Genomic DNA, 18,046 nt, shown 5'->3' on the forward strand with positions numbered 1-18,046 from the left:
ACGAAAGGCTTTAGCCACAGGAAGACGATGGTCAAGCTCAACAAGATCTATACCAAAACCGGCGATGACGGCACGACTGGCCTCGTCTCCGGTCCAAGGCGGCCGAAACACGATCTGCGCGTCGAAAGCTATGGCACCATCGACGAAACCAATTCCGCCATCGGCGTTGCGCGACTGCATACGGCCGATATGCCCGATCTCGACGCCATGCTGATGCGCATCCAGAACGATCTCTTCGATCTTGGCGCCGATCTCTCGACCCCTGAAACTGACGAGCCGCCGGCCTATGAGCCCCTGCGCATCGTCGATCATCAAGTCGAGCGCATCGAGCGCGACATCGATCTGCTAAATGCAGATCTTGAGCCTCTGAGGTCTTTCGTTCTTCCCGCAGGAAGCGCGGCATCGGCCCATCTGCACCTTGCCCGTACGATTGCGCGACGTGGCGAGCGCCTGATGGTGGCGCTTTCGCGCAGCGAAGGCGAAAAGGTCAGCCCGGCGGCGCTGAAATACATCAACCGCCTCTCGGATTTCCTGTTCGTCGCCGCGCGCCATGCCAATGATGGCGGACGTGCCGATGTGCTCTGGGTTCCCGGCCAGAATCGGTAGCGACCGGCATTGCTCTCCCGAAGCATTTATATTGACGTTAACGTAAACGTTATTTATGCCTTTGGGGCAATTCGTCTCTCTGCGGCCTGGAAGCGTTGTAATTGGGAAAAAAACGCGTATCCATGTCGCCATTCGACAAATGGAGTGGCGCTAAACAGCGCATGCTCTCGGGCGGTCATGTTGAAGGAAGGATTCCATGAAGATACTGGTGCCAGTTAAGCGGGTTGTTGACTACAACGTTAAGATCCGCGTGAAGCCGGATGGATCTGGCGTTGAGCTGTCGAACGTAAAGATGTCGATGAACCCGTTCGACGAGATTTCGGTCGAAGAGGCGCTGCGTCTGAAGGAAGCGGGCAAGGCCGAGGAAGTGGTGGTGGTATCGATCGGACCTGCCAAGGCCGAGGAAACGCTGCGCACGGCGCTCGCCATGGGTGCGGATCGCGCCATTCTCGTGGAAACCGACGATGTCGTCGAGCCGCTGGCTGTTGCCAAGATCCTCAAGGGTGTTGCGGATGCCGAACAGCCGGGCCTCATCATCGTCGGCAAGCAGGCGATCGACGACGATAGCAACCAGACCGGCCAGATGCTGGCGGCACTGCTCGGCACGGCGCAGGCAACCTTCGCCTCCAAGATCGAGATCGGTGACGGCAAGGCCAAGGTGACCCGCGAAGTCGACGGCGGCCTGCAGACCATCGAGGTCAAGCTGCCGGCCGTTGTCACCACGGACCTTCGCTTGAACGAGCCGCGCTACGCCTCGCTGCCGAACATCATGAAGGCGAAGAAGAAGCCGCTCGACAAGAAGTCGCCGGCCGATTTCGGCGTCTCCACCGAGCCGCGTCTGAAGGTGCTGAAGACGGAGGAGCCCGGCGGCCGCAAGGCTGGCGTCAAGGTCAAGTCGGTTGCCGAGCTCGTCGAAAAGCTCAAGACCGAAGCTGGCGTCCTGTAATCCAGTCCGAACGAGGAGTTAGATATCATGGCCATTCTTCTTCTGGCTGATCACGACAATGCCCACCTCTCCGACCAGACCGCCAAGGCGCTGACGGCTGCTGCCAAGATCGGCGGCGATGTGCATGTGCTGGTGGCAGGTGCCGGTGCCAAGGCTGCGGCCGAACAGGCTGCCAAGCTTGCCGGCGTCTCCAAGGTGCTGGTTGCCGAGGATGCAAGCCTTGCCAACAATCTGGCCGAGCCCTTGGCGGCGCTGATCGTATCGCTTGCCGGTTCCTACGACACCATCCTCGGTGCGGCCACTTCGGTCGGCAAGAACGTGCTGCCGCGCGTTGCCGCCCTGCTCGACGTCGCCCAGATCTCCGAGATCATCGAGGTGGTTTCGGCCGATACTTTCAAGCGGCCGATCTATGCCGGCAATGCCATCCAGACCGTGCAGTCGACCGAGGCCAAGAAGGTCATCACCGTACGCACGGCCTCCTTTGCGGCGGCGGATACAAGCGGCAATGCGGCAATCGAGAGCGTATCGGCGGTGGCCGACCCGGCGCTGTCCTCCTTCGTCGGCGATGCACTGTCGACATCGGATCGTCCGGAACTGACCTCCGCCAAGATCATCATCTCGGGCGGCCGTGCGCTCGGTTCTGCCGAGAAGTTCAAGGAAGTCATCCTGCCCGTCGCCGACAAGCTCGGTGCTGCCGTCGGCGCCTCGCGCGCAGCCGTCGATGCCGGCTATGCGCCGAACGACTGGCAGGTGGGCCAGACCGGCAAGGTGGTGGCACCGCAGCTCTACATCGCCTGCGGCATTTCCGGCGCCATCCAGCACCTGGCCGGCATGAAGGACTCGAAGGTCATCGTCGCCATCAACAAGGACGAGGAAGCCCCGATCTTCCAGATCGCCGACTATGGCCTCGTCGCCGACCTCTTCGAAGCACTGCCAGAACTGCAAAAGGCGCTTTGATCGCGCCGATTATTTTTCTCGCAGTTGCGAGAGACTGGAAAATCGTCTCTTATAGGTCTATCAATCTTTGCCGGGCTAGAAATGGCCCGGCAAATTTGAGTTAAGAGCATAGCGCACCGCCAGAAAGCGCGCCGCCGGGGAGTTGGCAATGAGTTCGCTGAAGACGATCGGTATTATTGGCGCGGGCCAGATGGGCTGCGGGATCGCCCACGTGTCCGCCATGGCCGGCTACAAGGTCCACATCTACGATATGTCCCAGGACCGTATCGAGAGCGGGCTTGCCACCATTAACGGCAACCTTGCCCGGCAGGTCACCTCCGGCAAGACCAGCGACGAGGACCGCAAGGCAGCACTTGCTCGCATCAGCGGATCGAACGATCTCAACGATCTCGCCCAGGTCGACCTGGCCATCGAGGCTGCAACCGAAGATGAAAGCGTCAAGCGCAAGATCTACTCGCAGGTCTGCCCTGTGCTGAAGCCCGAAGCGCTGCTTGCCACCAACACGTCGTCGCTGTCGATCACCCGCCTTGCCTCCGCCACCGATCGACCGGAGCGCTTCATGGGCATCCACTTCATGAACCCGGTTCCGGTGATGAAGCTCGTGGAGCTTGTGCGCGGTATCGCGACGGACGAAACGACCTTCTCGACTGCCAAGGAATATGTCAGCTCGCTGGAAAAGACGATCACAGTCGCCGAAGACTTCCCGGCCTTCATCGTCAACCGCATCCTGCTGCCGATGATCAACGAAGCGATCTACACGCTTTATGAAGGTGTCGGCACCGTCGACGCCATCGACACCGCGATGCGGCTCGGTGCCAATCATCCGATGGGACCGCTGCAGCTCGCCGACTTCATCGGCCTCGACACTTGCCTGTCGATCATGCAGGTGCTGCATGACGGGCTCGCGGACTCCAAGTACCGCCCTTGCCCTCTCCTGGTAAAATATGTCGAAGCTGGCTGGCTCGGCCGCAAATCCGGCCGCGGCTTCTACGACTACCGCGGCGAAGTACCCGTTCCGACGCGCTGAGGGTGACGCGATAGAAAAGCCATGCTCTCTGTGAAAGACTTGAACCTTTCACAGAGAGCATGGCTTTTTGCTTCAAACTGAGAATATATAGCGCTAGAAGAATGTCGGAGATTCGATATGCGCGGTATATTTTATTTCCTTCTTACCTATGTACTTCTTACAAGCAGCTCATACGCCGGAACCTTACTCCCAGACCGGGGGATTTATTGGGATTATAGTTGGAACTACGGCCTGGACGGCGCGTCTCTCGACAATCCTGATGCAGCTCTCGCCGACCTGAAGGCCATGGGCGTGAAACGGGTTCACATCTGGCTGAATGACCAACCTAGGACGCAACGCGACGTCCAATGCGACCAGACATTCGCTTACAGCAGTGACTGGAATCGGGAAAGAGCGGGCAAATTCGTAGCGGCGCTGCAGTCCTCCGGGTTTAGTGTCGCACTGACGATCAGCCCTTGGGTTACGACGAAAACCTATCTTGATTCCCTCGCTCATGGCCCACTTCTGATAGCCCGAGACGCAGAGAAACCCGTCGATATCGAATATGATATGGAAGCGAATTGGACCGATGGCTTTCAGAAGGCGCTCGGCAAATCTTGTAAATCGCTTATCACTCCGCAGCAGGCGGAAGCAAAGCTCGTTGCGATGACAAGAGAGATATCTCCTCGCAGCCAGCTCGGATTAAGCGTTGCAGAGACCTATCTCAATAGCCACAGTACATTGTTGAAGGGCAGCGATTGGATTTCGCCACAGGCGTATCGCGCCAGTTCGGTAAACGGCATCTGGTCAGCTCTGGAAGCGCACCATTATGATCGTCCCGTTTGGTTTGCGATATCAGCGCAAACCAAGAGTTTCGACAAAGGTGAAGGCCCGGGATTGACGCGAACGCAATTTGCCGCGGAGATCACAGCAGTGGCCAATTTGCAGCGCAAGCATTCACGCCAAATTCCCGGCTATCTCGTCTGGGGCCGGCGCGAAATAAACAGTCAATTTAGCGACTATGGAAGCGATTACCTACACGGCAATCAGTAGTCGACATCGGAGCTTCGGGTATCAAATTCCCGCGGCGGCCTTCACCAGCGTCTTGGCATCATCGCTATCCCAGGCAGCTGGGCCGTTCATCGCCGAAATCAGGCATCCCTTGTCGTCGACGAGCAACGTCACTGGGAGGCCAAAGGCCAGTCCCTGCTTCTTCAGTACGTTGAACACGCCCATGGTGTTGTCGCGATAGTGGCCGAGCTTGTCGATGGCATATTCCGTGCGGAACGCTTTGGTTTTCTCTTCATCGCCGGTATCGATGTTGACGGCAACCACTTCGAACTTGTCGCCTCCGACGCTTTTCTCAAGTGCGTTCAACGCCGGCATTTCTTCGCGGCATGGCACACACCATGTCGCCCAGACATTCAACAGCAGGGTCTTGCCGGCGAAGCTCGCGACCGTCAACGGCTGCCCTTCCGGCCCCTTGAAGGCGATGTCTCGGAGCGAGACCGGTGCGGGCGGAGCGCTCATCGCCGCGACCTGGCCCTTGGTGAAAGGCGTCAGCGCAGCGCCGCGATCCTTGGCAGCCGCACATTGATCGGCAGAGGCCGTTTCACCAATGCCATTGCCATACCCCGCCTCCTTCACGTATACCGCTGCCGCGCCGGCAATAACCCCAGCGACGGCGGCAAACAGAACAAGTTTCATGGACGGCAGACCGAACGGCTTCTTTGCTGTCATTTCATTCTCCAGGTGGGCATCTCATGACTGACGGCACGGACACCAAATCCTCCAACCAGATGTGGGGCGGACGTTTCGCTTCCGGCCCCGCGGCGATCATGGAGGAGATAAATGCCTCGATCGGTTTCGACAAGAAGCTGTTTGCACAGGACATCCGCGGCTCAATCGCGCATGCCGGCATGCTCGCCCATCAAGGCATCATTTCGACAGAGGATAAAGACAAGATCGTTCACGGGCTGAACACGATCCTGTCAGAGATCGAAAGCGGTAATTTCGAATTCTCGCGTCGCCTCGAAGACATCCACATGAACATCGAGGCGCGGCTTGCGACCCTCATCGGTCCGGCCGCCGGCCGACTGCACACGGCCCGCTCGCGCAATGACCAGGTGGCGCTCGATTTCCGTCTCTGGGTGAAGGAAGAGCTGCAGAAGTGCGAGCAGGCGCTGACCGAGCTGATCGCAGCCTTCCTCGACCGCGCCGAGGAACATGCCGAAACCGTCATGCCGGGCTTCACCCATCTGCAGACGGCGCAGCCGGTCACCTTCGGTCATCATTGCATGGCCTATGTCGAAATGTTCGGCCGGGACCGTTCGCGCGTGCGCCACGCCATCGAGCATATGGATGAATCCCCGATTGGTGCTGCGGCCCTTGCCGGCACCGGCTTCCCGATCGACCGTCACATGACGGCCAAGGCGCTCGGCTTCCGCGAGCCGACCCGCAACTCGATCGACACCGTCTCCGACCGCGATTTCGCCATCGAATTCCTGTCGATCGCCGCGATATCAGGCATGCATCTGTCGCGGCTCGCCGAAGAGATCGTCATCTGGTCGACGCCGCAATTTGGCTTCGTACGCCTGTCGGACGCCTTCTCCACCGGCTCCTCCATCATGCCACAGAAGAAAAACCCCGATGCAGCCGAGCTCGTTCGCGCCAAGACCGGTCGCATCAACGGCTCGCTGGTAGCGCTCCTGACCATCATGAAGGGCCTACCGCTCGCCTACTCCAAGGACATGCAGGAAGACAAGGAACAGGTCTTCGACGCCGCAGAAAGCCTTGAACTCGCCATCGCCGCCATGACCGGCATGGTGCGCGACCTGACGATCAACACTGCCCGCATGAAGGCTGCCGCCGGCTCCGGCTATTCGACCGCTACCGACCTTGCCGACTGGCTGGTGCGCGAAGCGGGCCTGCCCTTCCGTGACGCTCACCACGTCACGGGACGCGCCGTGGCACTCGCAGAAAGCAAATCCTGCGAGCTGGCCGAGCTTTCGCTCGGCGACCTGCAGGCGATCCATCCCGATATCACCGACAAGATCTTCGATGTCCTGACGGTCGAGGCTTCGGTCGCCAGCCGCAAGAGCTTCGGCGGCACGGCGCCTTCCGAAGTGCGCAAGCAGATTGCCTTCTGGCGCGCTCGCAACTGAAAAGACTAGAGCGCCGCGCTTCTTTTCGGAGACACCAAAGACGCTCTATCTATTTGAATCTACGCATCAGGCTCTCCGAAAATCGATTCCGATTTTCGGGCCGATGCTGTACCGAAACCGCACTCAAACAATCAGGGTGCACAAGACGCGGAAACTTCGCTAAGAAGAGTAACTTTCGCCCTGGAGCCGGACGATTTTCGGTCTATTCGACCGCAAATCGACCGGCTCCAGAATTAAGTTAGTAGAGCATGATGTTGACCGAAAACCGTTTACACTTTTCGGCATCATGCTCTGGTCGCCCAAGAGGATTTCGATGCAGATCAACATGCCGCATATCATCCGCCTGACCGTCGTATTTTCGGTCATCGGCCTTGCCGTTGTCGGATGTGGCCGCAAAGGCGATCTCGACCCGCCGAGTGTTCATGCGACGAAGGGCGGCGATAGCAGCAAGCCGACCAAACAGCCAGGTGTCGAAGATAAGAAGTTCTTCCTCGATCCGCTTCTCTAATTAGGCGTCGACCGTGAACCATTTTCAGTATCGTGACGGCATCCTCTACGCTGAGGATGTCCCGGTTCCAGAGATCGCCAAGGCGGTCGGCACCCCGTTCTATGTCTACTCGACCGCGACATTGGAGCGACACTATCGGGTCTTCTCCGAAGCCTTCGACGATGTCGACGCCATGGTGTGCTACGCCATGAAAGCCAACTCCAATCAGGCGGTGCTGAAGACGCTCGGCCGCCTCGGTGCCGGTGTCGACGTGGTTTCCGTGGGCGAGCTGCGCCGTGCATTGGCGGCAGGAATCCCCGCAAGCCGCATCATGTTTTCCGGCGTCGGCAAAACGGCGCAAGAAATGGACGTGGCGCTCGAAGCCGGCATCTACTGCTTCAACGTCGAATCCGAGCCCGAACTGGAAGTGCTGAACCAGCGCGCCGTCCGCGCCGGCAAAGTGGCCCCCGTCTCCTTCCGCATCAACCCCGATGTCGATGCCCGCACGCATGCGAAGATTTCGACCGGCAAGAAGGAAAACAAGTTCGGCATTTCCTGGGAGCGCGCGCGCGACGTCTATAATCGCGCCGCCAGCCTGCCGGGCATCAAGGTCACCGGCATCGATATGCATATCGGCAGCCAGATCACCGAGCTGCAGCCTTTCGACGACGCTTTCAAGCTGCTGCGCGATCTCGTGGAAACGCTGCGCGGCGATGGCCACGATATCCATCACGTCGATATCGGCGGCGGCCTCGGCATCCCCTATCGCGACGACAACAATCCGCCGCCACTGCCGGAAGCCTATGCTGAAATCGTCAAGAACCAGCTGCGCGGCCTCAATTGCCGGATCGTTACGGAGCCGGGCCGCCTGATCGTCGGCAATGCCGGCCTTCTCGTGACCGAGGTCATCTACGTGAAGGATGCGGGCAGCAAGAGCTTCGTCATCGTCGACGGCGCGATGAACGACCTGATCCGCCCGACGCTCTACGAGGCCTATCACGAGATCCGCCCGGTTGCGCTCGGCGATGGCAATACGCCGCGCGTCAAGGCCGACGTCGTCGGTCCGGTGTGCGAAACCGGCGACTATCTGGCGCTCGACCGCGATATGGCCATGCCGAAGCCCGGCGACCTCCTCGCCGTCAGTTCCGGCGGCGCCTACGGAGCCGTGCAGGCCGGCACCTACAACAGCCGGCTTCTCGTGCCGGAAGTGCTGGTCAAGGGTGGCGAGTTCCATGTCATCCGTCCGCGCGGCACCTATGAAGAGTTGATCGCGCTCGATTCGATTCCCGCCTGGCTCGAGGGATAATCGACTTGCGCCGCCAGTTCAGGCGGCGAAAGACCGGCTTGTACGCCTCCGCCGGAACGGTCACATTTCAGCGAAGTCGGGTGAAAAAACAGCATTTGATGCCGCTTGCCCTCGTCTTCGCCACAAAGAATGTTATCGTTGTTCGATTGGTGTCTCGCCGGGCACCAAGAGCATGGACGTGTGGGACGTCCGGCCATAGTCAACGGGCAAATTGAGCATTTCCAGGAAAGGTGCGTAGCGGTTTCCGTCCGGAATGCATAAACAAACAATACGTTGGAATAGCCATCAACGTCAGATCGGGAGAAAACCGGACCGATGACCAGCCCTAGCAACCCAAAGAAGGGTGCTTTCGCCAGCCGTCCGGCGCTGGCGCGCATGGTTGCGATCAAGCGTCTGCTTGCCCAGATCGTGCTGATCTCGGAGCAGCTTCTACCCAAGCTTTTGCTTCCGGCCTCCATTCTTGCGCTGTTCCTCTCTGCCGCGTGGTTCGGCATTTTCCGCACCGCTCCGGATATCCTGCGCTTCTTGCTCCTTGCCGTCTTCGTTGTCGGCTTCGCTTTCTCCCTCAATCCGCTGCGCCACCTGCGCCGGCCGACGATCGCCGAAGCCGACCGGCTTCTGGAGGAACGCAACGGCCTCGCGCATCAGCCCGTTACCGTGCAGGAAGACGAGCCGGCGCTCGATACCCCCTTCGCCCGTGCGCTTTGGCGCGAACACCAAACCCGCATGGCGGAGCGCATCGCCGCACTCGATGCCGGCCTCCCGCGGCCGGATATTGCCCGCTACGACCGTTTTGCCCTGCGCGCCATTCCGGCTCTGCTGCTGGTGACGGCCTTCAGCTTTTCCATGTCGAACAGCGGCGGCTCTTTGAGCGATATCTTCACGCCCCCGGCTTCCATGTCGAACAATCCGGATGTCCGCGTCGACGCATGGGTTACACCGCCCTATTATACGGGCGAGGCGCCGGTCTACCTGACCGGCAACGTCGCCACTGCGAGCGATAATCTCAACGTGCCGCAATTCTCCGAACTGACGGTGCGCGTGACCGGCACTTCCGCGGATGAAAAAGTCCTGTTCCAGGCAGCAGGCACCGACAAGGGTGTCGAGGTGCCGGAACAGGTGGCCGAGGCCGACAACCAGGCGGCAGCACCCGCTGCCGCGCAACCGGCTGCCTCTGGCAATGCCAATTCCCCTGCCGCTGCCGGCATGATCTCCCGTACCCATGTCCTGAAGCTGGAGAAGGCCGGAGCGCTGACCGTCAACGGCAAGTCCTGGTCCTTCAATGTGGTGGTCGACAAACCGCCGGAAATTACCTTTGACGGCATTCCGCACGCCGCCGCCAGCGGCGCACTCGAACTTGGCTTCCGGGTCAAGGACGATTATGGCGTCGAGGAAGCCCATGCCGAAATCGTGCCGGTCGATCCCGACGCTGCCGCCACCCCGCTCTACGGCTTGCCCGAATACAAGCTTGATGTCCCGCGCCGCGACCGCCGCAACGGCAAGGGTCTCGCCAGCCACGACCTCACGCAAGATCCGCTTGCCGGCAAGCGCGTCCGCATCACGCTTGTCGCCAAGGACGGAGCCGGACAGACGGGGCGCAGCGCGCCCTATGAAATGGTCCTGCCGTCACGCAACTTCAGTCAGCCGCTGGCAGCCGCCGTCGCCGAAGAGCGTCAGGTCTTCGCGCTCGATACCCGCAAGATGCCGGAGGCGATCGAGCTCAACAAATCGCTGACCATTCGCCCGGAAGAAGCCATTCCCGATCTCGGTAATTTCCTGGCGATCAAATCCGCGCTGACGCGGATGAAGCTCGCGTATGATCAGGCATCGCTGAAGGACACGGCAGACTATCTCTGGCAGATTGCACTCGGCATGGAAGATGCGCAGCTGACCGATGCGGAAAAGGCGCTCCGCGACGCCCAGCAAAAGCTCTCCGATGCCCTGCAGCGCAATGCTTCCGACGTAGAGATCAAGAAGCTGACCGACGAACTGCGCAAGGCGATGAACGCCTACATGAAGGAATTGGCCGAGCGCATGCGTAACATGCCGGCCCAGCCCAACCAGCGCTCCGCCAATATCCTGCGCCAGCAGGACCTGCAGCGCATGATGGACCAGATCGAGAACCTTGCCCGCTCCGGCGATCGCCAGGCGGCGCAGCAGATGCTTTCGGAGCTGCAGCAACTGATGAACAGCCTGCAGGCCGGCAAGCCGCAGCCCGGGCAACAGCAGCAGAACCAGGCAAACGATAAGATGCGCGAGCAGATGGATAAGCTCGGCCGCATCATGCGCGATCAGCAGAAGCTGATGGACCAGACTTTCAAGCTCGATCAGGCCATGCGCGACCGCATGCAGCGCGGCGATTCCAACGAGGACGGCGATGGCTTGATGGACCAGCCACTGCCCAATCTCGGCGATCAATCGCGACCGGACATGGGTCAACGGGACCAGGCTCAACAGGATCCACAGCAAGGGCAAAATCCGAAGGGCCAGAAGGGTAACGACCCGACCGACGGCATGACGGCCGATCAGCTGCGCGATGCGCTGAAGCAGCTGCGCCAGCAGCAGGACGACCTCGCTAAACAGCTCGGCGAACTCCAGAAGAACCTGGGATCGCTGGGCATGAAGCCGAACCAGAATTACGGCAAGGCACAACAAGAAATGAAGGGCGCCTCAGGCCAGCTGACCGAGGGCAACGGCGAAGGCGCCTTACAGGGCCAGGGGCGCGCACTGGACGCCTTGCGCAAGGGCACCCGGGACATGATGAACCAGCTCATGGCGCAAATGCAGCAGCAGGGGCAAGGTCAGGGGCAAGGGCAGATGCCGGGGCCAAAGGGCCAGAACGGCCGCGACCCGCTGGGCCGGCCACTGGATGGCCCCATGGATCAGACTGACAGAGACATGGTGCCGAAGATCATCGATGCGCAGCGCGCCCGCGAAATTCTCGATGCCATTCGCGAGCGGTTGAGTAACAATCCAACCCTGAGCGATGAACGACGCTATCTCGAACGACTGCTGAATCTGGGGCAGTAGGACAAGCCGGAACGGCTTGGAGCATTTCCAGAGACCGTGTGTGACGGTTTTCCTCTGTCTGGACCTGAAAGAATGCGAAGCGCCGGGACGGATCAGCGCTTCGAAGCTTGGCCGCTCTAGGCGGCCAATGCGCGTGCGACGGCCTTACGGATGTCCGGTAAAGCAAACGGCTTGGCGACGACATCGACGATTTTTTCCATGAGATCGTCGGCACGTTCGCGCTGCTCGGCATAGCCGGTCATCAGCAGGATCTTCATTCCCGGGCAGGTCGAATGAGCCTGGTGTGCAAGCTCGATGCCGTCCATGACGGGCATGCGGATATCCGAGAGAAGCAGGTCGTAGCCACCCTCCTTCAGCTTTTCCAAACCTTCGGCGCCATCGGCCGCCTCTTCGGTCTCGTGGCCGTCCAGGCGCAATGCGCGTGCGACGAAGGTGCGAAGCGAATCTTCGTCTTCCGTGATCAGAATTTTTGCCATGGCCCTATGCTCCTGGTCCGTCATGTTCCGCGACCGAAATCACCAGAATTCCGTTTGCGATAGGTAAACGACGGGGGGACGATTAGGCTCCGTGGTTAACGAGTCGTCATCATTGGAGCAGAATGGAACAGCTGCGGCAGCCGTCTGCATTAACGCTGAACAACGAAAGCGGCTCGGCTCCTCCCAGAGGTTCCGAACCGCTCGATCCGATTGTCTTCAGGCGATTCCATGCGGAATAGCGCTGAGCGTTCAGGCTGAAATTGTTTTAGACGGCATCGCCCGTGACAACGCCGACGAAGGGCAGCTCGCGGAAGGCGTAGGCCACATCCATGCCATAGCCGACAACGAAATAGTCCGGGCATTCGAAGCCGACATAATCGGCCTCCAGCTCTTCCTGGCGCTTGACGCTCTTATCGAGCAGGACTGCGAGGCTGACGTGGCGAGCACCGCGCTCATAGAGCAGTTCCTTGGCGAAGCGCAGCGTGCGGCCCGATTCCAGAATATCGTCGATCAGCAGAACGTCACGATCCTTCACATCGCTGTCGATGTCCTTGACGATGCGGACACCCTGCGAGGTCGTGCCGGCGCCGTAGCTCGAAAGGGTAATGAATTCGACCTCCGGGGCAAGCCCGGTCTCATGCAACGCGCGCAACAGATCGGCCGCGAAAATGAAGGAACCCTTGAGGACTGCAATGACGAGGAGATCCTTCGTCGGTCCGCTGGCGATTTCCCTCGCCATGACATGATTGCGCTCGGCAATCTGCTCGGCAGTGAAAAGCGGCTCGATATTCTTCCCGCGTACGACAGGCATTGATTGGCATGCTCCATTGCTGCTGCGGCACTCGTCCGCCGCTATCAAGCTCTAGCCCGTAGCACAATCAGCAAGCACGACACACCCCCAGAGTCGGATGATTTTGGGTCGATTCGACCTAAAATCCAAATCTGCGCCTGATTCGAAGGCGTAAAACATGATGTTACTCGAAAGCCGACGACGCAGTTCGGCATCATGTTTCAAGGCATGAATGTGAGCCGAACATCCGGTGTTTTTCCGCCGGGGTGCTGCAACCGCGTCGAAAATCCGCGGCTTTCATGCGGCGCGAGCCGCCCGATCGACACGTTGACGACGACGCTCCTCACCAGCTGATCGCCAGCAAAAAGATTGGCGCGGACCTGCGGAACGGACAGCGTCGCGCCGCTGACGTTCTCAATGATGCCGTTCAGCGCGAGCACACGAAGCCCATTCTCGTCCCGCGGCGTCAGCGTCACATGCGAGAATTGCAGCGGCTCTCCCGTCATGTCGACGGGTGCGCCCGAGAGGCCGGAAAATCCGCCGGAAAGACCGAAGATCAATATCGCGAGAGAAACAATCAGGGCGACGAAACTACGCCGCGACGCCTGCTGCAGAACATTCTCGATAAATCGAAACCCAGCCAGCACACGAGAAAGTCCGTTCGAACGGGTCTTCCGCAACTGCGGCCTTGTTCCAGCTGGGCGCTCATAGCGCATGTTGACGCCGGCAGAGGCGCCCCGGCTACGGCCACCCGATACGGTTACAAACTCGGCATCGACAATATCCGGCTTCGGCGCAAGGCGGTGTGCCTGGCCCGAACTCGCTCCACGCTCTGGCGGGATGAGGTCATAAACCAGCTCCGCCCGCTGCTGACGGTGGCGAAAAGCGCCCATGATGGTCTCCCGTTTCGGCGATCCACATGGTTTCGACGCCCATTCCTAATCTGGGCATTGAAACGAATCCCGCCCAGTCGTAAATTTTATTGGTTAATGCTTCGCAAAGATCGCCATGAATCGGGCGCCTTTCCAGAAAAATTTACCGGCTGTTAACGCCAGTGGTTAACAAGTCGCCTGATTGAACACCGCGGAAGACTGGACTGCCCGTTGATTCACTTTGAGAACGTTGGTTTGCGCTACGGCATGGGTCCGGAAATCCTCCGCGACCTGAGCTTCGACATTCCGCGAAAATCGTTCCAGTTCCTGACCGGCCCCTCCGGCGCCGGCAAGACGACGCTGCTGCGGCTGCTGTTCATGTCGCTGCAGCCGACCCGTGGGCTGATCCGCATGTTCGACCGGGAAATCTCGTCGATCCCGCGCAACGAGCTGCCGCTGCTGCGCCGCCGTGTCGGCATCGTCTTTCAGGATTTCCGGCTGCTCGAGCATCTGACCACCTATGAAAACGTCGCCCTTCCCCTGCGCGTGCGCGGCAAGGACGAGAGCTCCTACCGCACCGACGTGCTCGAACTGCTCAAATGGGTCGGCCTCGGCGAGCGCATCAACGTGCTGCCGCCGGTACTCTCGGGCGGCGAGAAGCAGCGCGCCGCCATTGCCCGCGCACTCATCGACCGTCCGGAAATCCTCCTGGCGGACGAGCCCACGGGCAACGTCGACCCGCCAATGGCGCGCCGCCTGCTCAACCTGTTTCTGGAGCTCAATCGTCTCGGCACGGCCGTTGTCATTGCCACGCACGACCTCGCTCTGATGGACCAGATCGAGGCCAGGCGCATGATCCTGTCGGGAGGGCATCTCGATATCTATGACTGAGCAAGCGCCCCGCAGGAACACACCGAACGCAAAAGCTCCGCAGCAGCAGGCGTCGACCGGCCAGCCGCCGGAGCGCAAGCGTCCGGAGATGCGCGTACGGCCGACCGGACCGATCGTGCCCTCCTCCAATATCCAGGGCAACGCGCTGATCGTCGTCATCGCCATCATGGCCTTCCTCGCCTGCCTGACGCTCGGCGCAGTCAGCATGGTGCGCGCAACGGCCGCCAGCTGGGAAAGCCAGATCTCCCGGGAGATCACGATCCAGATCAAGCCGGACGACAATCTCGATATGGACAAGGCGCTGGCCAGCGCCCGCGATATCGCGCTCAGCTTCGTCGGCACCAAGTCGGGCCAGATCGTCGACGAAGCCGCCACCGCCCGCCTTCTCGAGCCTTGGCTCGGCGCCGGCCTCGATATCAAGGAGCTGCCTGTCCCCCGCCTCGTCATCATTACCATCGACGAGACGCACCCGCCTGATTTCGAGGCCATGCGCAGCCTGCTCAAGGCGCAGATCCCGCAGGCGACGTTGGACGACCATCGCACCTGGGTCGACCGTCTCGTCTCCATGGCACATACCACCGTTCTCATCGGCACCGGTGTTTTGCTGCTTGTCTTCACGGCCATGGTCCTGACCGTGGTCTTCGCCACGCGCGGAGCATTGTCGGGCAATCGGCACATCGTCGAGGTGCTGCACTTTGTCGGCGCCGAAGGCACCTTCGTCGCAACCGAATTCCAGAAGCATTTCCTGAAGATCAGCCTCAAGGGGTCGGCGGCCGGCAGCGCGCTCGCAGCCCTCTTCTTCGCCAGCGCCGGCTTCCTGCAAAGCCGCACGATCGCCACGCCGCAGACCGATCAGGCGACCGCTCTTTTCGGCACGTTTTCGGTCGGCGCGCTCGGCTATCTCGGCATTCTCGCGACCATGATCGTCATCGCACTGCTCACGACGCTGACGGCGCGTTTTACCGTGATGCGCACGATTTACGAGATCGATCTGATCCGTTCTGACCCCGGCAGATCAGACAGTGTGCAGAATTGATAACGCAGTGATGATTTTTTGCGGATCGGCAGCCCGTTCCTTGCCGCAATTGTCGTATAATAACGAATCATGAGCATGGATCTGACGACTCGCAAGACCGTGAGTTCGCAGCCGTTGCGGGAACGCTTCCGCAGCGACAGGCCCGTGCGGCGTAGCCTGATCCGCCGTCTTTTGCGCTGGGGAGGCTTCGCCTTCATTTTCTTCGTCGCCATCATTTTCGGCGGCTTCCTGCACTTTGTCGATTCGATCACCACCCTGAAGCCGCCGCTGGATCCCAAGGCGGATGGCATCGTCGTGCTGACGGGCGGTTACCAGCGCATCGATCAGGCGGTAGAGTTGCTGCGTTCCGGCGCCGGCAACCGCTTGCTGATCTCAGGCGTGCATCCGACCACGACGCCGTCCCAGATCCGCAAGCTGACGCAAAGCTCGGTCGATCTGTTCAGCTGCTGCGTCGACATCGGCTATGATGCGCTCGACACCATCGGCAATGCCCGCGAAGCGGCAAAGTGGATCCACGCCAGGGGCTACAAGAGCATCCTCGTGGTGACGAACAACTACCACATGCCCCGCAGTCTGGCGGAATTGAAATATGTCGACCCATCGACCGATTTCATTCCCTATCCCGTCGTCAACTCCGACCTGAAAACGAAAAACTGGTTCACGGATCCCAACGCGCTGCGCACCATGATCTCGGAATATGCCAAGGTCCTTCTCGCCGGGGCCCGTAACCTGACCGGCCTTGGACGGCCGACTGGCTTGCGGTCGCGACAGCCGCTCGACGACGACGATTAGAGCTTGCTGCCACGAAATATACGGCGGCTCCGCGACGATCACCGTAGCGTGAAATTGAGAATCTCGAACGATCTGAGCCAGTAGGAGGAAAGCGGTGCGCGTGAAGACGCGAAACCGCGCAAGCACCGACTTTTTATTGACGCCGTAATCGTGTAGGCAAACCTTCGGATGCTGGCTCTAGCATCAAATAGATAGAGCGTGGTGTTGTCCGAAAACCGCTTACACTTTTCGGCATCACGCTCTGGCCGGTGCATTGGGAAAGCCTCGATGATTACATTGCGTTCGATCCTGTTCAACGTAGCCTTTTATGCCAATCTGATCATTCGCATGATCGTTTTGACGCCCATCTATTTCCTCATGCCGCGCAAGGCGGCCTACGCAATTCCCAAGGCATGGGCGAAGTCCAGCACCTGGCTGATGGAAAAGATCGTCGGCACGACTTTCGAGATCGAGGGCCTCGAGAACATTCCGAAGGGCAGCTACATCTTCGCGCCCAAGCACCAGTCCTTCTGGGACACTTTCGCGCTGCTCCCCTATCTCGACGACCCCGTCTACATCCTCAAGCGCGAGCTGATGTGGATCCCGCTATTCGGCTGGTATGCCGGAAAGCAGCGCATGATCCCGGTGGATCGCAGCGCGCGCGGCAAGGTGATGTTCGATGTTCTGAAGAGGACGCGCGAAGAGCTTGCCACGGGTCGCCAGCTCATCATCTATCCCGAGGGCACGCGCCGCCCCCCGGGTGCCGAGCCGGTCTACAAATACGGCATCGCACGCATGTATCGCGACCTCGGAATTCCCGTCGTCATGGTTGCCATGCATCCCGGCTTGTTCTGGCCGCGCCGCACCTTCCGCAAATATCCCGGCCACCTCAAAGTGCGCATCCTGCCGCCGATCGAGCCCGGCCTGGATCCGGATGTCTTCTTCGCGAGGCTGATCGAGGAGACGGAAAGGGCAAGCGACGAATTGCTGGTCGAAACCATTGCAAACAACCCACATCTGCCGGTCCCGCCGACCGCTGCCAAGCGGCTGGCTGAAATTGGCAAGGCGAAGGTGGCCGCAGCGGCTGTTTAAGTCCTTTGCTTTGGCACCACGCGAAAGAGCGACGGATCAGGATGCTTCCCGCATCCGTTGCACTTCGTCGACGACATGCTCAAGCCATTGGTCGCGAATGCCCATCTCACGCAGATGCGTCAGCGTATTGAAGACATAGGCATCGTTCGGACCAGACTGGCCGCTGGCCGATTCGACGACATGGGCCGCCTCGACCGCATCCAGCGCCCCGGCATATTGCCTGTGGGTTCGGTCGACGACATAAGCGACGGCAGTAACCCGCCGCCCATCGCCAAGCCGGATCGGCAGCATCTTTTCCAGATAGACGTTCGTAACGAGTTCGCGCTCGCGCAGATAGGCGATCACCTCGTCCCAGGCGGGGGCTGGAACGCGAAATGCTATGCCGCGGCAGGAGCCTCCGCGATCGAGGCCAAGCACCAGACCGGGGCTCTCCTCGGTGCCGCGATGGACCCAGGAACGGACGCAGAGCGAACGACGATAACCGAAAATAAGGGCCTCGGCCCTCTCGTCATAACCAAAGCCCGGATTCCACATGAGGGATCCGTAGCCAAATACCCAAAATTCGTCCATATCCAACGCCAAATCACTGTGAAGCTTCAGTCCAACCATTGGAGAA

General features: G+C 60.1%; 18 protein-coding genes. 13 read left to right on the top strand and 5 right to left on the bottom strand.

Annotation, left to right across the window (positions count from 1 at the left end; translation table 11 throughout):
* Positions 1 to 27: 27 nt before the first annotated feature.
* From ACIQJ2_RS18525 to ACIQJ2_RS18545, 5 genes are all read left to right on the top strand, one after another.
* The gene (locus ACIQJ2_RS18525) at positions 28 to 606 is read left to right on the top strand and encodes a cob(I)yrinic acid a,c-diamide adenosyltransferase (protein WP_400674402.1); all 579 of its coding nucleotides are present in this window, start codon (positions 28 to 30) and stop codon (positions 604 to 606) included.
* Positions 607 to 802: 196 nt separating this feature from the next.
* On the top strand, positions 803 to 1,552 hold the full coding sequence (locus ACIQJ2_RS18530; protein WP_400674399.1) for an electron transfer flavoprotein subunit beta/FixA family protein: 750 nt from the start codon (positions 803 to 805) through the stop codon (positions 1,550 to 1,552).
* Positions 1,553 to 1,579: 27 nt separating this feature from the next.
* On the top strand, positions 1,580 to 2,509 hold the full coding sequence (locus ACIQJ2_RS18535) for an electron transfer flavoprotein subunit alpha/FixB family protein (RefSeq protein WP_400674397.1): 930 nt from the start codon (positions 1,580 to 1,582) through the stop codon (positions 2,507 to 2,509).
* A gap of 148 nt (positions 2,510 to 2,657) precedes the next feature.
* Positions 2,658 to 3,536 carry a 3-hydroxybutyryl-CoA dehydrogenase gene (locus ACIQJ2_RS18540; RefSeq protein WP_199147363.1) on the top strand — a complete coding sequence of 293 codons (879 nt, stop codon included), beginning with the start codon at positions 2,658 to 2,660 and terminating at the stop codon, positions 3,534 to 3,536.
* Between the two features lie 117 nt (positions 3,537 to 3,653).
* Entirely contained in the window at positions 3,654 to 4,568 is a 915-nt protein-coding gene (locus ACIQJ2_RS18545) for a hypothetical protein (RefSeq protein ID WP_400674395.1), read from the top strand.
* Positions 4,569 to 4,589: 21 nt separating this feature from the next.
* Here ACIQJ2_RS18545 and ACIQJ2_RS18550 read toward each other — a convergent pair whose 3' ends face one another.
* Entirely contained in the window at positions 4,590 to 5,255 is a 666-nt protein-coding gene (locus ACIQJ2_RS18550; protein ID WP_400674393.1) for a TlpA family protein disulfide reductase, read from the bottom strand.
* Positions 5,256 to 5,278: 23 nt separating this feature from the next.
* Between ACIQJ2_RS18550 and argH the strand changes: the two genes are divergently transcribed.
* The 4 genes from argH to ACIQJ2_RS18570 all read left to right on the top strand — a co-directional run bounded on the left by argH (position 5,279) and on the right by ACIQJ2_RS18570 (position 11,502).
* Entirely contained in the window at positions 5,279 to 6,679 is a 1,401-nt protein-coding gene (gene argH / locus ACIQJ2_RS18555; RefSeq protein WP_199147357.1) for an argininosuccinate lyase, read from the top strand.
* A gap of 313 nt (positions 6,680 to 6,992) precedes the next feature.
* Positions 6,993 to 7,187: a lipoprotein gene (locus ACIQJ2_RS18560; protein WP_199147355.1), complete on the top strand. Its 195-nt coding sequence runs from the start codon at positions 6,993 to 6,995 to the stop codon at positions 7,185 to 7,187.
* A gap of 13 nt (positions 7,188 to 7,200) precedes the next feature.
* Positions 7,201 to 8,472, top strand: a complete 1,272-nt coding sequence (lysA, locus tag ACIQJ2_RS18565; RefSeq protein ID WP_400674390.1) for a diaminopimelate decarboxylase — start codon at positions 7,201 to 7,203, stop codon at positions 8,470 to 8,472.
* A gap of 315 nt (positions 8,473 to 8,787) precedes the next feature.
* Positions 8,788 to 11,502 carry a TIGR02302 family protein gene (locus tag ACIQJ2_RS18570; protein WP_400674387.1) on the top strand — a complete coding sequence of 905 codons (2,715 nt, stop codon included), beginning with the start codon at positions 8,788 to 8,790 and terminating at the stop codon, positions 11,500 to 11,502.
* 116 nt (positions 11,503 to 11,618) lie between these two features.
* Here ACIQJ2_RS18570 and ACIQJ2_RS18575 read toward each other — a convergent pair whose 3' ends face one another.
* The 3 genes from ACIQJ2_RS18575 to ACIQJ2_RS18585 all read right to left on the bottom strand — a co-directional run bounded on the left by ACIQJ2_RS18575 (position 11,619) and on the right by ACIQJ2_RS18585 (position 13,661).
* Positions 11,619 to 11,978 (bottom strand): response regulator, encoded by a 360-nt coding sequence (locus tag ACIQJ2_RS18575; RefSeq protein WP_113332370.1) that lies wholly within the window; start codon positions 11,976 to 11,978, stop codon positions 11,619 to 11,621.
* Positions 11,979 to 12,243: 265 nt separating this feature from the next.
* Entirely contained in the window at positions 12,244 to 12,789 is a 546-nt protein-coding gene (gene hpt / locus ACIQJ2_RS18580; RefSeq protein WP_199147348.1) for a hypoxanthine phosphoribosyltransferase, read from the bottom strand.
* A 200-nt stretch (positions 12,790 to 12,989) separates the two neighbouring features.
* Positions 12,990 to 13,661 carry an FxLYD domain-containing protein gene (locus ACIQJ2_RS18585; protein ID WP_400674383.1) on the bottom strand — a complete coding sequence of 224 codons (672 nt, stop codon included), beginning with the start codon at positions 13,659 to 13,661 and terminating at the stop codon, positions 12,990 to 12,992.
* 210 nt (positions 13,662 to 13,871) lie between these two features.
* Between ACIQJ2_RS18585 and ftsE the strand changes: the two genes are divergently transcribed.
* The 4 genes from ftsE to ACIQJ2_RS18605 all read left to right on the top strand — a co-directional run bounded on the left by ftsE (position 13,872) and on the right by ACIQJ2_RS18605 (position 17,430).
* Positions 13,872 to 14,531 carry a cell division ATP-binding protein FtsE gene (gene ftsE / locus ACIQJ2_RS18590; protein WP_015341323.1) on the top strand — a complete coding sequence of 220 codons (660 nt, stop codon included), beginning with the start codon at positions 13,872 to 13,874 and terminating at the stop codon, positions 14,529 to 14,531.
* Positions 14,524 to 15,567, top strand: a complete 1,044-nt coding sequence (locus tag ACIQJ2_RS18595; protein WP_400674380.1) for a cell division protein FtsX — start codon at positions 14,524 to 14,526, stop codon at positions 15,565 to 15,567. The genes ftsE and ACIQJ2_RS18595 overlap by 8 nt, the downstream gene beginning before the upstream one ends.
* A 69-nt stretch (positions 15,568 to 15,636) precedes the next feature.
* The gene (locus ACIQJ2_RS18600; protein ID WP_400674377.1) at positions 15,637 to 16,359 is read left to right on the top strand and encodes a YdcF family protein; all 723 of its coding nucleotides are present in this window, start codon (positions 15,637 to 15,639) and stop codon (positions 16,357 to 16,359) included.
* A 267-nt stretch (positions 16,360 to 16,626) separates the two neighbouring features.
* Entirely contained in the window at positions 16,627 to 17,430 is an 804-nt protein-coding gene (locus tag ACIQJ2_RS18605) for a 1-acyl-sn-glycerol-3-phosphate acyltransferase (protein WP_199147342.1), read from the top strand.
* Between the two features lie 36 nt (positions 17,431 to 17,466).
* Here the strand turns inward: ACIQJ2_RS18605 and ACIQJ2_RS18610 are convergent, their stop codons facing one another.
* Entirely contained in the window at positions 17,467 to 18,039 is a 573-nt protein-coding gene (locus tag ACIQJ2_RS18610; RefSeq protein WP_400674375.1) for a gamma-glutamylcyclotransferase, read from the bottom strand.
* Between the last annotated feature and the right edge of the window lie 7 nt (positions 18,040 to 18,046).

The organism is Rhizobium sp. NPDC092011, assembly GCF_044756305.1.
GTDB lineage: Bacteria > Pseudomonadota > Alphaproteobacteria > Rhizobiales > Rhizobiaceae > Rhizobium.

Bases quoted from the DNA above. Each gene is read 5' to 3' on its own strand.
- ACIQJ2_RS18545 (WP_400674395.1), top strand. From the start codon at position 3,654: ATGCGCGGTATATTTTATTTCCTTCTTACCTATGTACTTCTTACAAGC.
- ACIQJ2_RS18560 (WP_199147355.1), top strand. From the start codon at position 6,993: ATGCAGATCAACATGCCGCATATCATCCGCCTGACCGTCGTATTTTCG.
- ACIQJ2_RS18525 (WP_400674402.1), top strand. From the start codon at position 28: ATGGTCAAGCTCAACAAGATCTATACCAAAACCGGCGATGACGGCACG.
- ACIQJ2_RS18595 (WP_400674380.1), top strand. From the start codon at position 14,524: ATGACTGAGCAAGCGCCCCGCAGGAACACACCGAACGCAAAAGCTCCG.
- ACIQJ2_RS18535 (WP_400674397.1), top strand. From the start codon at position 1,580: ATGGCCATTCTTCTTCTGGCTGATCACGACAATGCCCACCTCTCCGAC.
- hpt (WP_199147348.1), bottom strand. From the start codon at position 12,789: ATGCCTGTCGTACGCGGGAAGAATATCGAGCCGCTTTTCACTGCCGAG.
- ACIQJ2_RS18575 (WP_113332370.1), bottom strand. From the start codon at position 11,978: ATGGCAAAAATTCTGATCACGGAAGACGAAGATTCGCTTCGCACCTTC.
- ACIQJ2_RS18605 (WP_199147342.1), top strand. From the start codon at position 16,627: ATGATTACATTGCGTTCGATCCTGTTCAACGTAGCCTTTTATGCCAAT.
- ACIQJ2_RS18570 (WP_400674387.1), top strand. From the start codon at position 8,788: ATGACCAGCCCTAGCAACCCAAAGAAGGGTGCTTTCGCCAGCCGTCCG.
- ACIQJ2_RS18585 (WP_400674383.1), bottom strand. From the start codon at position 13,661: ATGGGCGCTTTTCGCCACCGTCAGCAGCGGGCGGAGCTGGTTTATGAC.
- ACIQJ2_RS18600 (WP_400674377.1), top strand. From the start codon at position 15,637: ATGAGCATGGATCTGACGACTCGCAAGACCGTGAGTTCGCAGCCGTTG.
- ACIQJ2_RS18550 (WP_400674393.1), bottom strand. From the start codon at position 5,255: ATGACAGCAAAGAAGCCGTTCGGTCTGCCGTCCATGAAACTTGTTCTG.
- argH (WP_199147357.1), top strand. From the start codon at position 5,279: ATGACTGACGGCACGGACACCAAATCCTCCAACCAGATGTGGGGCGGA.
- ACIQJ2_RS18540 (WP_199147363.1), top strand. From the start codon at position 2,658: ATGAGTTCGCTGAAGACGATCGGTATTATTGGCGCGGGCCAGATGGGC.
- ACIQJ2_RS18530 (WP_400674399.1), top strand. From the start codon at position 803: ATGAAGATACTGGTGCCAGTTAAGCGGGTTGTTGACTACAACGTTAAG.
- ACIQJ2_RS18610 (WP_400674375.1), bottom strand. From the start codon at position 18,039: ATGGTTGGACTGAAGCTTCACAGTGATTTGGCGTTGGATATGGACGAA.